We start from the raw sequence: 14,379 nt of genomic DNA, 5'->3' as shown, positions 1-14,379 counted from the left end.
AGGATGAGTCATTATCAGCTATTGTTGCCGCAATAGAATAACCGGGTACTCTAGCACTATTCATTCTGATATAAATGCTACTTGGCGAGACTTCTGAGATGAGACCTGCCAGAGATTAGCAACGCCTGCCAGGTGGCTGATCTAGAAGATAGGCCTGGCTCGCATGTGTATAGCCTGCCAGCGTCTCACAGATTGATGCGTCCCAGGATCAGACATCGTTTCGACCGTTATAACTAGGATCTAACCATGGCCAAAACAATACTTGTTATTGATGATATGCAATCTCAGCTTGATCTGATGTCTAACTATTTATCGCGTGCTGGATATCAGGTAGCAACGGCAGAAAGCGGTGCGATCGCACTAGAACAGATCAAGGCAAACAAGCCAGACATTATTGTTACCGACTTAGTGATGCCAGAAGTAACTGGTTTAGAGCTGTGCCGCACTCTAAAGAGAGCACCTGAAACCGCTGACATTCCTGTAATTGCTTGTACAACGAAAGGACGCAAAATAGATCAAACCTGGGCAAAAAAGCAAGGTATAGCCGCTTATGTAGTTAAACCCTGTACCGAAGAACAGTTGGTTGACGTTGTTCGTTCTGTCGAAGTCTAAATTAGATTTCTGTGGCCTCTTTTTCGACCCATGCAAACTGAAACCACCTTTGAAAGACTGCAGAGCCTACTACCTGAAGTCTTTAGCTCAAAACGCCAGACGGGAGAACTTTATCTACGATTTTGTTTGTCGTCGTCTCTATACGCGGCCGTTCCTCTGACCAGAATAGTAGAAACCCTACGTCTTTCCACCATCAGTATTACTCCCATTCCCAACATGCCAGCCTACACTTTAGGGCTGATGGGAAACCGTAGTCAGGTCTTCTGGGTGTTAGACCTAGCCCAGCGGCTCAACCTAACCCAGGGAAACAAACGCATACGACATCATAATGTTGTTGTTGTAGGACTGCCAGACATCACTCATCAAAACCCTAATTCTTTATTGTTAGGGTTGAGCGTTCAGCAGATCCAAACGACTCTACGGTTACACCCAGAAGAGGTGAATTTTGAAGCAGACGATATTGTGCCTGAACTTCAACCCTATTGCCAAGGCTGGTTTAAACATCAAGGAGAGCAAACGTTTCTACTCAATGTTGATGCTCTTGTGAGTACAGATTGATCAGATATTTGACTGGTCTTATTTGGTCAACTGTTAATTGTTGCGTAGATTAGCGGATTTGTCTTTTTTGTCCACTCGTTCTTGTCCAAATTACTATGATTTCTCCCGAGTCCACTTTTTCTGATCACTCAGCCCAATCTCAGTCACTCACTGCCAATACTAAGGCCGTACAAGCAAACAAAGAACGTGGTCAGAAACAGTTAAAAAAAGGCACTACGCTAACCAACCGACTTTTAACCTTTATCTTGCCGACAACGCTAATCCCTCTCGTTGTGGCTGGAGCACTAGGCTTTCGGACAGTAAAACAAAAAGCACAGACAGAACTCCTGGCAACCTTGCGCCTAGAGTCTACCCTGGCGGCTGAAACGGCCACCAACTACATTGAGGATACGCTAAAGCTACCTGAGGTTGTTGGGCTCAGCCCAGCGGTACTCCAAGCACTCAAAACTGGCGGGGAAAAATCTGCGGCAGAAGAATTACATACACAGCCCATCGATCAATTAGAAAAGAAATTTTCCGCTTTTAAGCTATTACAACCCAACGCTACACTCAACCAATATCTTAGAGAAGTGGTTGAAGCAGAAGGATTTGGTGAACTCTTTTTTACTGAACGTCACGGATTTAATATTGCTTACAGTCAGCCTACATCTGACTTTGTACAGCGCGATGAAATCTGGTGGCAACAGGCTGACCAAAAAGGTCAATATGTCGGTTCACCGGAACTTGATGAGTCCTCAGGTGTGTTTGGAGTACCCTTATCCCAAGCAATTAAAGACCCAGCTACTGGCGAATTTTTGGGAGTGATTAAGGCATTGACCCCCACTGATTCCTTAAATACTAAGTTAGCTGATATTTTGACAACCAATTTGAAAGGAACTCAAACTATTCAGCTGCTCGACACGCCTACAGGCTCAGTATTTAGTTCTATCACTGTACAAGATGGAGAGCCGATTGACCAAACCAATATTGTTGATTCATCCAAGTCGGTGACGGGTGGAGAGATTATTTTTGGTGTAGCTCAACAGCTAGATCGGGCACTTAAGAATCCTGATCAACCGTTGGCAGAAATCATTTCTAATCTTAGAGCAGAAGTGGATTCACCCAATCTTGCTGTGGACCTAGAATGGCTCAGTACGACCGAGAAGAACACTATTTTGAACGCTTCGGTAGCGTTAAATAATCAGCACTATAGCCTGACTACTATTCCTGGAACAGAGTGGGTTGCGATCGCAGCGGTAGATACAACTGACGTGCAATCAGCTGGGAATGATCTACTCCGGTTATTTGGCAGCACCACACTGATCTTAGCCATCTTAGCGACTGGCGTATTGGTTGTGTTGTCGCGTCAGTTAGCCATGCCTCTACAGGCTTTAACAACGACAGCAGAATCTGCCGCTGCTGGCAGATTAGGTGTTAGAGCGCGCCTAGCAGGTACCATTGAGACTCGTACATTAGGGCAGGGTTTTAATCAACTCTTAAGTCAAATCCAAAGCCTGTTAAAACAACAGCAAGATGCAGCTGCTGAACAGGAACGGCAGCGCGAGCTGCTAGAAAATGAGATCTCTCAGCTGATGGAGGATGTCGGCGATGCCGCCGATGGCGACCTCCGGGTACGAGCCCAGCTGTCAGAGGGGGACGTTGGCATTGTGGCTGACCTATTTAACTCGATTATCGAAAATTTACGTTTCACAGCCCGACAGGTAAAATCGTCAACTGGTCAAGTGACCAGTGCTCTGAGCGGCAATGAGAGCATTGTTCGTGAGTTAGCCGTTCAGGCCGTAGCCGAAGCAGAATCTCTGCAAAATACCATGGAGGCTGTTGAAGATATTTCAGCATCAATTCAGGAAGTAGCTACCAACGCTGGAGAAGCCTCTCGGCTGACTCAAGCTACCTACACCACCGTTAAAGCCGGGTCAACGTCCATGGATCAAACGGTCGATAGTATTCTAGAGCTGCGTTTGACGGTGGGAGAAACGGCTAAAAAAATCAAGCGATTAGGGGAGTCTGCGCAAAAAATTTCACAGACTGTAAATTTGATTGATGAAATCGCCCTCAAAACCAACCTCTTAGCGGTTAACGCCAGTGTTGAGGCCGCTCGGGCTGGAGAAATGGGTGAAGGATTTACAGCAGTTGCTGAGCAGGTTGGTTCACTAGCAGAACAATCATCCTCGGCCACTAAAGAAATTGCTCAGGTTGTCGCCAGTATTCAAACAGAAACCCAGATGCTAGTAAAGTCTATTGAAACTGGAACAGCCCAGGTAGTCGATAGTACCAATCTTGTAGAGGCTACTAAAGAACAGCTAACCGAAGTTCTAACAAAATCTGAGCAAATTAATCAGCTGATGCGGCAGATTTCTGCCTCTACCCAATATCAGACTGAGTCATCGGCAGCAGTTACAGAACTTGTTAAGGAGGTTGCTCAAGGCTCTGAACAACGTTCTCAATCATCTAACCAAATGGCTCAATCTATTCAAGCAACTGTTCAAATTGCCCAGTCTCTCAAAGCATCGGTAGAACAGTTCAAGCTAGAAGATTAGGCCAAAAGCTCAGTCACCACTCTTGTCAACATCCCTCAGGCTTTTAGCCTCATTCCCCTGCCATGGATACAGATCAACAGGTCCGACAAAGATTCTTAGAAGAATCTGGCAAGTATTTTGAGCAGATGGAGCAGGTACTCTTGGGGCTGCCGATAGCTGATAGTCCTGCCCAACAGCTAGATATTGCCATGCGGGCAGCTCATTCCTTAAAAGGGGGAGCTGGCATGATGGGATTTACTCCCATGGCCCAGGTAGCTCATGATCTCGAAGATTTTCTCAAAATCCTCAGGGCTCGTAAGCTATCAGTAGATACTGAATTAGAAACGTTGTTACTGCAGGGAGTGGACTGTCTCAAGCTAGTACAGCAACAGTTATCTGCTGGGTTTAGGATTGACGAAAGCTGGATGGCTGTTCACGTTAACCCTGTAATTGCACAACTGCGCGTACAGCTAGGCGACTTGAGTGAAGCTGACGAAGATCGACTGCTCTCGGAGGAAGAAGATATCGATGTTGCAATCCTTATCTTTAATGGAGGAGTGGAAGAGTCCTTAAGTACCTTCGAAGCCAAGCAATATCAAGGTGAGGCTTTGCGACAGGCACTATGTGACCAAGCAGCCCACCTCAGCGACTTAGGCCTGATGGGGGGAGTAGAAGCATTTGTCAGTCTTTGTCAGTCGATTCACAGTCAGGCCGACGTCGCTGACCCTGCTCAGCTATTAACGTTGAGAGAGCAGGCTTTGGCAGCCTGGCGACGCTCCCAATCGCTGGTGCAGCTGGGCCGGATGGATAGGCTACCGATTAAATTAGACTTGGTGCCTGCCAATGCTTTACCTGAGACAACAGCTAGCGATTTAGTCAATCTGGAACATCTACAGACGGCCTTCGATCAGATGGATATCCCAGTGCTAAATAATCACGGGGAGTCGGCTGATTTAGATCGCCTACAGACAGCCTTCGACCAGATTGAGGTTCCGAGTCTGGATAACATAGCGCCCATAGATGATGAACCGGTCGACTCAGCAACGAAGGTGTTAGAGCCGACTGACGCTATCGTTTCATTTGCTAATCCAGCTCGCCCTCAGCACAGTTTTCCGCAGCCGCCTCGTAGTCCTCGTCTCAGCAGTACATTACGCATAGCTGCAGATGATCTACAACAAATCAACGATCTCTTCGGGGCGTTGATTTTGGAGCGTAATTCGGTCAATCTGCGTCAGCAGCGGCTGGATGACTTTGTGGTACTGCTTCAGCAACGCATAGACGTATTAGACGCCTTTAATGACCGACTGCGTCAGTGGTATGATCGCGCTTCTATGGAAAATCTCCTGCTGACAGACAAGCTAAAACAGGAGACATTGATGGCCGCTAACAATGTCGATCTTGCCCGCCATCCGTTAACTCGAAGAGGGCTCGATCAGACTACAGGACAGCTCCAGAGATTTGACGCTCTGGAAATGGACCAGTATTCTGAGCTGCATTTAATGGCTCAAGAGCAGATGGAAACCATCGTTAAGTTGCAAGAGGTGTCGGCAGATATTCGTCTGGGTTTGCAGGAAATGGGACAGTCTACTCAGGCACTCAATGTCACTACACGCCGACTACAAAAACGCATGACAAGAACGCAGATGCGACCTTTTGCAGATGCGATTAGTCATTTTCCCAGAGTGCTTCGCGATCTGTCTATCAAGTATGGCAAAAAGGTCAAACTTAAACTGGAGGGTGAAACCACATTGTTTGAACGAGTAGCGCTAGACTTGCTGGCAGACCCACTCAACCACATTCTACGAAACTCGTTTGACCATGGCATTGAAACGGAAGCTGAACGCCTAACGGCAGGTAAACCGGCAGAGGGGCTAATTACTATCCAGGCATCTCAGTTGGGAAGTCAAGCTCGCATTGTTATTCATGATGATGGTCGTGGCATTGATATGGCTAAGATTTGCGATCGCATCCGCAAACACGGTATCACCGAGGACCAAATTGCTCGTATGAGCGAGCAGCAACTATTGTCTACGATCTTTGATGCAGGCTTTAGCACAGCAGAACAAGTGACTGAGCTATCAGGCCGTGGTGTTGGGATGAATGTAGCACGCACTAACCTAGAGCAGCTAGGGGGCAACATTCGAGTTAACACGCAGTCTGGTCAGGGCACTACTTTTACCATTGATATTCCCCTCAGCCTTTCTGTGTTGCGCATTATGCTATTTGAGCAGCAAGAGATAGTTTTTGCTATTCCCGTCGATGTTGTAGAAGAACTGATCGCATTATCATCGGACACTCTGATCGATTCAGACCATGGGCCCCAGCTCAGCTGGCAAGGTAAACTCTTACCCTTGGCTTCACTTGACCAGTATTTAAAGGTCAAGAGCAGGGTTATGTTCAACCCATTTGAAGGTGCTCCTGTGATTAACCGTCCGATGGCCTTGGTGGTTCGCGATGGTGAAAAATATCACGCAGTAACGGTTCAGCGTTTTTGGGGTGAACAAGAAGTAGCTACTCGTCCAATTTTAAGTCCCTTTAACCTTCCTTCAGGGTTTGTTGGAGCAACTGTTTTAGGTGATGGGCGCGTTGTTCCCCTGATCGATCTACCCCAGCTGATCAACGGTACGCCAACAGTTCTAGAAACATCTACCGACCAAACAGTCATACCTGTTGACGATGCCCCAACAGAGTCTGATCAATTACCCGCTCAGAAAACCATCCTGGTCGTTGATGACTCCGTACACTCGCGCCGTCTTCTAACAATCACCCTAGAAAAAGCTGGTTACTTTGTAGAACAGGCTCGTGACGGGCAAGAAGCGGTTGATAAACTGCTAGGAGGATTACAGATACATGCTGTTCTTTGTGATGTAGAGATGCCTCGACTAGACGGATACGGAGTCTTAGACGAACTCAAGCAGCGTCCAAAGTATAAAAACTTGCCTATCTCGATGCTAACATCCCGCAGCAGCGATAAACATCGCCAGCTAGCAATGAACCTGGGAGCATCTGCTTATTTTGCTAAACCTTACAACGAACAGGAATTACTACGGTCTTTAGAAGCTCTGATCAAGGCGTAATCTCATTGGGTTGTATGTGATTTCTGTCGTATGTTATTTCTTCTACAGGCTAATCTCCGTTCGTTTGTTCAGACTATACGCATCGCCTTAGAGGATCTGTGGCTAAATAATGTACCCGATCAATCCGGTCTCAACTTCGCTCAACCTTCCATCTGCGAGAGTTGAGCGGAGTCGAAACTCGCTCTCTGGGTATTTCATTTTCGAGCCAATCCCCTAAACAGAGGCTGCCACCTTTAGATGGGCCTTAATCATCGCTAAAAGGTCAACCTTGGAGAAAGGTTTCTGCAAGTAATCTGTAGCTCCAGATGATTCTGCTTTTACTTTGTCCAACACGTTAGTATTACTACTGACGATAATAATGGGCAAATCTTTAAACGCGCTGCTACGTCTGAGAATTTCGCATAAACGCCGACCATTGATTCCAGGCATTGACACATCCATTAAAATCATATCTGGCTTCATTGCAAACAGCGTTGACATTGATTCCATCGGATTTTCCACTGTAGCAACATCAAAACCATCTGCCTCTAAATATTTTCGGAGAGTATCCAGCATAGCTGGACTGTCATCAATACAAACAATTTTAGATGTTTTCTTAGCTTCTTGTACAGAGAGCGCTTGAGGTGTAGCCTGAGGGGAAACATCTGCGGGAACAGATGGCAGCTTATCTAAAGGAAAGATTGGGGAAGTCAATACAAAAATCTGTTGCTGAATATAGGGGTATAGCAGTTGAGCTACCTTCAGACTGTCCTGTTTGAGTAAAAAAGCAACTTGGTAAATACTATTTTTCTGCATTAGCTGAGCCAGCATTGACAGTAGGGCTTGATTAAGCTGGCCGTTAGTGACTGGTTGATTAAGACGGGTACTATCAGGGCATGAAATCTGCTGATAGGGAGATGTCACTACGGGCCGCAGGCGTTGCCAGCTCTGGAGCCGTAACTCTAGCTCATCCAAAACAGTGGTTAATGATAGCAAGTCTGTATCGGCTAACTGATGAGGGCTGCTACTGTGTTTAGCCTCTGGCAACCAAAGCAATGGCTCTAAAGCATCCTTAGATAGGGCAAGTTTAACTGATTTAGCACTCTCAGCTGATAAAACACCTTGTTGCTCAAGCTGTTTAATGGCATTCCATAGCGTCCGCTCCCATGGATTTGATCTCGTTAAAGAGTCAAAACCTTCACGCACAGATTGCGAGAGCGTATATCCCAGTCGATTCAAATGGTGTGCCAGGGTATCTAAGGTTTGAAGAGAGTGTATAGCATATTGAAGTTGGCCATTACAAACAAAGACTTTCCAGATCACATCGTTTGCTTCAATCTGGAGGCAGCTGCTTCCCTGGGAGTGAATGATTGATCGACACAGCTGAGTAATGTTGAAACTTGTCCCCATGCCAACCTCCTGATAAAACCAAGTGATCTCAGAATGCCCGGAAGTTAAGGGGACTAAACAGTCCTATACAACTGGCTCTGTTACCACAAATAGGGTAAACAACAACAATGAACCGCTCATCTAATCGACGATGGTGGAAGTCAAAGACTCCTCAAGCTGCTTAGTATTAGTTTACGAACCCACTTTAAATGCCGTTGCTCCTAATTGGTGATTGCTACCATGGTGAAAGACTGACCCCAGACCTACTAGATAGTTTTCACTGTAGGGGGGGGCTATAAATGTAATGCCGGTGGGAATGCCATTGGATTGGAATCCGTTGGGGATTGCGATCGCACTTAAGTCCAGCAAATTGACAAAGTTTGTATAGTATCCCAAGTTAGCGTTTAGTGCCAAAGGCTCCTTTTCAACCTCTTCTATACGATAAACGGTGCCTGTTGTTGGCACCATCAAACAGTCAATCTCTTGCCATAGAGGCTTAATTTTTTGCTTCAGCGTTTCCATGGCATATATTCCTTCAAATGCTTGAGATGCGCTCAGATTTTTGGCGTTGAGAATAATCTTACGAGTGGTGGGAAACACCCTATCCGGATTTGCCTCAACAAACGTTCCTACCGAGGCATAGCGTTCTGCCACCCATGGCCCATTAAACAATAGGTTATTGGCCTGTAAGAACGGTTCGAAATCAATTTCAATACAGACTCCGCCTAAGTCGGTGAGGATTTTGATAGCGTTGCTGTAGCAGGTTTCTATATCCCCATTGCCAAAAAACTCTCGCTGGTTAGGTCGAGGCACCCCAAATCGAAATGGTTGCCGGGTCTGATAAGAGCTTAACGATGCTGGAGAAGCACCGGCTGGCCGAGAAAAAGGATTGTCTGGATCATACCCTTGGGCAACTGCCAGCACAGTCTGGGCATCTGTTGCCGTCAGCGAAAAAATTGAAAGACAGTCCAATGTTCTACACGCTTCAACCGTATGCCGAGTACTTAGTAAACCTCGCGTGGGTTTAAGTCCGACAATGTTGTTAAATCCAGCCGGCACCCGTCCAGAGCCCCCTGTGTCTGTCCCAATAGCAAAGGATACTAACCCATGGGCAACTGATAAGGCGGCCCCCGAACTGGACCCACCCGGAATATAATCTTTTGAGAACGCGTTGTGGGGAGCTATATATCCAGTGCGAATCCCCACGAGTCCTGTGGCAAACTGGTCTAGATTGGTTTTGCCAATGAGGATGGCCCCAGCATCCAGTAGTTTTTGAACGACTGGGTTAGTATGGGTGGCGTTGTAGGCAAAAGCCGGGCAGGCCGCCGATGTGGGGATACCTGCTACATCAATACAGTCTTTAACGCTGAAGGGAATGCCCCATAGAGGGAGTTGAGATCGCTGGCTCGCGGACATATTTGTCAGAGCTACAGCTCTTTCACTTAGCGTTTCTTCAGATAGCGTGCACGTCCAAATACCATCATCTCCGCGCTGTTTTAGTTTGGCAATAATGGTTTTAATCACCTGAACAGGGGTGAGACTTCCTTTAGAATAATTTTTTTGAAGAGAAGAGACAGTGAGAAGAATATCTGTGTCGGTCTGCTGAGTCATAATTGCTTTCTTTACGGCATACCCATGACCTAGATTTTGGCATGAACGGGGCGAGCCATGGGAAAAGCGCCGTTTTCTGACAAGGGGCTATATTCTGGAGGCTTTAGCGGCTTTACAGAATAAATTTTATCGATCCATAAATTTTATTGATTAATAGAAATGTCCGCACTAGAAGATTGGTAGTAAACGATACGGCTCAAATTTCTACACCTGTCAAAGTGTTTCCTAACGTGCGAGGTATTGATATCAAGCTCTCAGCGTCTATAAGCATTGGAGGCGACCATGCAGCGATCAGTTACACGCTTTTTTAACCGGCGTAAGTTTTTTGCCCTCAGCAGTTTAACGGTTTGTTCTTTAACCCTGGCCATAGCCTGTGGGCCAGCAGCAGACGTTAATCAGCCTGCTGAAGAGACAGCAGAAACAGCGGCTGTTGCTGCATCACCGACGTCAGATTTACCCAAGGTGCGTGTGGGGTTTCAGACCGGTGATATCAATAACATCACCATGGTTGCTTATAACGAAGGGTACTTCGAGCAAGTGGGTCTGGATGTGGAAATGAGTCCATACTCGTCTGGTGGGGCGATGGTACCGGCCCTAGCAGCGGGTGAAGTGGATATTACCTGGTTCTTTCCGTTCCCCTCGCTGACAGCGTTTGCCACCGGTATTGATATTGAGGTGGTGCTTTTAGACCATGCTCCCCTGACGGCAGAACGTTTGCTTGCGGGTGAATCAGCCGCAGATGTGCCCAGTCTCAAGGGTAAAAATGTTGGGGTAACCATTGGCACCTCAGGCCACCATTCTCTCCTGGCGGCCCTAGATCAAGCGGGCTTGAGCCAGGACGACATTAACATGGTGAATCTAAAACCATCTGAAATGGCGGCCGCCTTCTCGGCCAAGAAGATTGATGCCGCTTGGACCTGGGAACCGGCTGCTGGCAAGCTCAACGAGCTGGGAGGTAAGGACATTGCCACGGCAAAATCGGTGGGTGCCTATGCAGTGGCGCTATGGGCTGCCCGGAAAGAGTTTGCAGAAGAGAATCCTGAGGTGATGATCAAATTTATGGAAGCCTGGGACATGGCTCAGCAGGATTATCTGGCCGATCTAAAATCTGGGCAAAAATGGGAAGCCGAACGTCTAAATCTCACCCCTGAAGAGTTTGGAGCCATGGTTGACCGGCAAGGATCAACAGTAGTGATGATGGAAGATCAGCTGACTGACGAGTGGCTGGGTACCCCTGGAGAGCCTGAGTCCACTAATCTGTATAAGGCCTATGAGGAATATGCTGTGTTCCTGGTGGATCAGGGACGATTGGATAGTGCGCCAGAAGATTTGGCTCCGTTGATCAATTCTTCCTACGTGGCGGAATACCTGGAATCGAAATAATCTCATAGCTTGTCATCCACCCTCAGTTAAAGGCCTGTCTCATTTTTGTCAGCATGTCCCAATCGCCTGTCCAAGCAACGGTTAGCTCTCTGGAGCAGCATAGTCACCTTGAGGGAACTCAAGCTGAGATTGTTTCGCTAGATGCCGTCTCTTTTGGTTATAGTCGCAAGCGCCTGGTGCTGCAGGACTTAAATTTGAGTATTCAGCAAGGAGAGTTTTTAACGTTGTTGGGGCCATCAGGCTGTGGTAAATCAACAATCTTAAATCTGATTGCGGGATTTTATAAACCATTGGCGGGTAATGTCTCCCACGATGGGGAGGAAATCAAGGAGCCATCCGCCAGGCGAGGGGTGGTGTTTCAAAGCAATGCCCTGTTTGATTGGATGACGGTTGAGCAAAATATTGGGTTTGGCTTTCGGTTTCAATCGCTTTCAAAGTATGAAAAGCGACACCGAATAGACACCATTATTAAGCTGGTGGGCTTACAGGGCAATGAGCGTAAATATCCCTATCAGCTTTCGGGGGGAATGCGGCAACGGGTGGCGGTAGCTCGGTCGATGGTAGTGCAGCCGGAGATTTTGCTGATGGATGAACCCTTTGCGGCAGTGGATGTTCAAACCCGTGAAGGGCTACAGGAGGAGTTATTGAAGCTGCATGAGCAGGTGGCTGGGGCGATTTTGTTTGTTACCCATAGTATTGAGGAGGCTGTATTTTTGAGCGATCGCATTGTGATTTTAGATCGCAATTTAGGCGGTATCGCCCACGATATTGAGATTCACCTGCCTGAACCCCGTTATACGGCAATGAATCGGGTGTCGGAGGCGTTTAATCAGCATCGAACGGATCTTTATTTGAAGATGAAGGCGATTGGTTAAAGGCGAAGAGACGTTGCATGCAACGTCTGTACAGCGAAGAGATGTTCCATGCAACGTCTGTACGTTAGAGGGGAATTAGTGTATGCAGTTGAAGGTATCTAAACAAGGAGGAGTGCCCGCTTTTAAGGGGCAAGACCTGCAAACCCAGGCGTTGCGTGAGAAGGCGGTATTGTTTTGTGTTGCGATCGCAATCCCCACCCTGATCCTCATCCTCTGGGAAACCACCACCCGCATGGGTTGGATCGATGAACTCTTTCTCCCCAGTTTATCCGGCATTGTCACCGAGTTTCTAGCCATGACCCGCAAAGGCTATGCGGGCACCCCTGTCCTGAGTCATGTTCTCGGCAGTTTGCGACGGGTATTCACGGCCTTTGGCATTGGCACCGTCGTCGGGCTACTGCTAGGCCTGCTCATGGGTTACTACAAGTACGTTCGAGCCGCCTTTTATGTCGTCACCGAGATCCTGCGACCGATTCCGCCTTTGGCATTTATCACCCTGTTTATCCTCTGGTTTGGCATTGGTGAAGTCTCTAAAATTTTGATTATTCTCTATGCCGGAGCCCTGATTGTTATGCTCAATACGATGGCTGGTGTACAGTCTTGCCCAAAGGATAAGATTTTAGCCGCCCGCACCCTGGGGGCTAATGACCTGGCCATTTTTCTATATGTGATTTTGCCTGCGGCACTCCCCAGTATCTTTACCGGTATGCGGGTAGCCCTCTCTGTGGACTTTGGTATTTTAGTCGCCGCTGAGCTGTTGGCAGGGGATATCGGCATTGGCTATATCATTCAGGATGCCAGCGTTTTCTTTAACGTAGAAGCGCTGTTTGTTGGCATTTTGATGATTGGGTTTTTTGGGGTGATATCGGACTTTCTTCTCAGGGTGATTGCCTCAAAGGTTGTTCATTGGCAAGGCTAGATTTTGTGATTGATTCTTTAGAAATATTGGCTATGAGGCATATGTTATCTGACAACTTACTGGAGTGCATTCAATGTTAGAAACCCTCTCTACCCCAACAAAACTGACCGATCTACAGAAACAGATCCTTGCAGGCATCACCCAAGAAAAATGCGTGCAGCTAATCAAAGACCTGGTACCTACGGGGCAACCCGGCTGTGGGAACTCCATCGATCCAGAAGCTCCCATGGCCCATGAGGAAGATATTTCGAGACAGGTGGGACAGCACCTACAGTCCCTAGGGCTAGACGTGGAATGGGTATCAGCCATCGAAGGTAGACCCAATGTGGTCGGTCGCTGGAATGATGGGTTGCCCGGACCGTCTCTTATCTTCAATGATCATCTGGACACTTATCCCTCCTGTGATCCAAAAGAATGGCACATGTCAGGCCACAACCCCTACAACGCCACCCTGCGCGGCAAGTATCTCTACGGTCGCGGCACGTCGGATACCCGTGGCAACATGACCTGTCAGCTAATTGCCATTGAGATGCTGCGTCAGGCCGGGGTGAAAATTAACGGTGAGCTGATTTGTGCCTATACCGTGGATGAAGAACGCCATGGTAAAGCGGGGGCACTGCATCTGCTAAATAACTATGGTCTCACCGCCGATTATGAGATTACAGCGGAGCCCACCTCCTGGACCGAGGGAGATGACTGGGGCATTGGCATTGCCCTGGCTCACTCAGGTCTATGTTTGGTGGATATTGAGACTACTGGGGTAAGGTCGCACATCTGGCGACCCGATGAAGGGGTCAATCCTGTATTGCACATGGCTCAGCTGATCGAGACATTGCGCAACACCACCTTTACCCATGACGCACCACAAATTTATGGCCCCACCCAGCCCAGCATTTGCCCAGTCAAAATAGAAGCCGGACAGATTGGGGAAGGACAGTTTACCCCACCCTCTTGTAAAGCCAGGGTGTGGGTCATTGGTCTAGTGCCGGGTATGACCTATGAGTCCATTGTGAAGGACATGGAAACGGTGATTGCTGAACTACAGGCCAAGGATCCCACCTTCCAGGCGACCATTACCCAAGTGGAAGGAGAGACCTTTGTGCCTGCCTCCATAGAGGTATCCGAAAATGCAGAGCATGTGCAGGCATTATCGAAAGCATACCAACAGATCTTAGGTAAAGATCCCGTACTCTATCGCAAGAATGCTTACTGCGATACGCTGCGCTTTTCCCACAGCGGGATTCCGTCCATTACCTTTGGTCCGGGGGAAGATGGTTGGCCGCCAGTGAATGAGTTTATCGATATGGACAAGGTCGTAGCCGCGACAAAAATCTATGCATTGTTTCTGTTGGACTTTTTTAAGGTGGAGCTGGGTTAGCTAGAGCAACCGCACCAGTACAAAGGCCAAGTTCTCAACAGACAGTCCGTCTCACACACGCCCTAGCTTTGCTGGGGTTTTC

The 14,379-nt window shown here is 47.7% G+C and carries 10 protein-coding genes and 1 pseudogene; 8 read left to right on the top strand and 3 right to left on the bottom strand.

The genetic code is table 11. The features are described from left to right. Nucleotides 1-246 precede the first annotated feature (246 nt). The 4 genes from IQ260_RS01290 to IQ260_RS01275 all read left to right on the top strand — a co-directional run bounded on the left by IQ260_RS01290 (nt 247) and on the right by IQ260_RS01275 (nt 6,763). On the top strand, nt 247-612 hold the full coding sequence (locus IQ260_RS01290) for a response regulator (protein ID WP_193990094.1): 366 nt from the start codon (nt 247-249) through the stop codon (nt 610-612). Nucleotides 613-642: 30 nt separating this feature from the next. Then, nucleotides 643-1,170 (top strand): chemotaxis protein CheW, encoded by a 528-nt coding sequence (locus tag IQ260_RS01285; RefSeq protein WP_193990092.1) that lies wholly within the window; start codon nt 643-645, stop codon nt 1,168-1,170. A gap of 95 nt (nt 1,171-1,265) precedes the next feature. Next, a complete protein-coding gene (locus IQ260_RS01280; protein WP_193990090.1) occupies nt 1,266-3,707 on the top strand; it encodes a methyl-accepting chemotaxis protein in 2,442 nt (813 codons plus the stop codon). A gap of 62 nt (nt 3,708-3,769) precedes the next feature. After that, nucleotides 3,770-6,763 (top strand): hybrid sensor histidine kinase/response regulator, encoded by a 2,994-nt coding sequence (locus IQ260_RS01275; protein ID WP_193990088.1) that lies wholly within the window; start codon nt 3,770-3,772, stop codon nt 6,761-6,763. Nucleotides 6,764-6,976: 213 nt separating this feature from the next. On the opposite strand, the gene IQ260_RS01270 is transcribed toward IQ260_RS01275, so the two are convergent. From IQ260_RS01270 to atzF, 3 genes and pseudogenes are all read right to left on the bottom strand, one after another. Next, complete coding sequence (locus IQ260_RS01270) at nt 6,977-7,666, bottom strand: response regulator (RefSeq protein ID WP_193990086.1); 690 nt, start codon at nt 7,664-7,666, stop codon at nt 6,977-6,979. A 27-nt stretch (nt 7,667-7,693) separates the two neighbouring features. After that, nucleotides 7,694-8,152: pseudogene (locus IQ260_RS31810) on the bottom strand (DUF4388 domain-containing protein); the annotation flags it as partial. A 171-nt stretch (nt 8,153-8,323) separates the two neighbouring features. Next, nucleotides 8,324-9,742 (bottom strand): allophanate hydrolase, encoded by a 1,419-nt coding sequence (gene atzF / locus IQ260_RS01265; RefSeq protein WP_193990084.1) that lies wholly within the window; start codon nt 9,740-9,742, stop codon nt 8,324-8,326. Nucleotides 9,743-10,024: 282 nt separating this feature from the next. On the opposite strand from atzF, the gene IQ260_RS01260 reads away from it, so the two are divergent. The 4 genes from IQ260_RS01260 (at nt 10,025) to IQ260_RS01245 (ending at nt 14,297) form a co-directional block, all read left to right on the top strand. Then, the gene (locus IQ260_RS01260) at nt 10,025-11,125 is read left to right on the top strand and encodes a taurine ABC transporter substrate-binding protein (RefSeq protein ID WP_193990082.1); all 1,101 of its coding nucleotides are present in this window, start codon (nt 10,025-10,027) and stop codon (nt 11,123-11,125) included. Nucleotides 11,126-11,178: 53 nt separating this feature from the next. After that, nucleotides 11,179-12,000 carry an ABC transporter ATP-binding protein gene (locus tag IQ260_RS01255; protein WP_193990080.1) on the top strand — a complete coding sequence of 274 codons (822 nt, stop codon included), beginning with the start codon at nt 11,179-11,181 and terminating at the stop codon, nt 11,998-12,000. Nucleotides 12,001-12,082: 82 nt separating this feature from the next. Beyond that, nucleotides 12,083-12,919, top strand: a complete 837-nt coding sequence (locus tag IQ260_RS01250) for an ABC transporter permease (protein ID WP_193990078.1) — start codon at nt 12,083-12,085, stop codon at nt 12,917-12,919. A 73-nt stretch (nt 12,920-12,992) separates the two neighbouring features. Next, complete coding sequence (locus IQ260_RS01245) at nt 12,993-14,297, top strand: M20 family metallopeptidase (protein WP_193990076.1); 1,305 nt, start codon at nt 12,993-12,995, stop codon at nt 14,295-14,297. The last annotated feature ends 82 nt before the right edge of the window (nt 14,298-14,379 follow it).

This window comes from Leptolyngbya cf. ectocarpi LEGE 11479 (assembly GCF_015207065.1).
GTDB lineage: Bacteria > Cyanobacteriota > Cyanobacteriia > Phormidesmidales > Phormidesmidaceae > Leptothoe > Leptothoe ectocarpi.
This window is presented reverse-complemented; position numbering and strand designations above follow the sequence as displayed.

Coding starts and splice junctions, on each gene's coding strand:
- IQ260_RS01290 (WP_193990094.1), top strand. CDS start 247: ATGGCCAAAACAATACTTGTTATTGATGATATGCAATCTCAGCTTGAT.
- atzF (WP_193990084.1), bottom strand. CDS start 9,742: ATGACTCAGCAGACCGACACAGATATTCTTCTCACTGTCTCTTCTCTT.
- IQ260_RS01255 (WP_193990080.1), top strand. CDS start 11,179: ATGTCCCAATCGCCTGTCCAAGCAACGGTTAGCTCTCTGGAGCAGCAT.
- IQ260_RS01275 (WP_193990088.1), top strand. CDS start 3,770: ATGGATACAGATCAACAGGTCCGACAAAGATTCTTAGAAGAATCTGGC.
- IQ260_RS01260 (WP_193990082.1), top strand. CDS start 10,025: ATGCAGCGATCAGTTACACGCTTTTTTAACCGGCGTAAGTTTTTTGCC.
- IQ260_RS01245 (WP_193990076.1), top strand. CDS start 12,993: ATGTTAGAAACCCTCTCTACCCCAACAAAACTGACCGATCTACAGAAA.
- IQ260_RS01285 (WP_193990092.1), top strand. CDS start 643: ATGCAAACTGAAACCACCTTTGAAAGACTGCAGAGCCTACTACCTGAA.
- IQ260_RS01250 (WP_193990078.1), top strand. CDS start 12,083: ATGCAGTTGAAGGTATCTAAACAAGGAGGAGTGCCCGCTTTTAAGGGG.
- IQ260_RS01280 (WP_193990090.1), top strand. CDS start 1,266: ATGATTTCTCCCGAGTCCACTTTTTCTGATCACTCAGCCCAATCTCAG.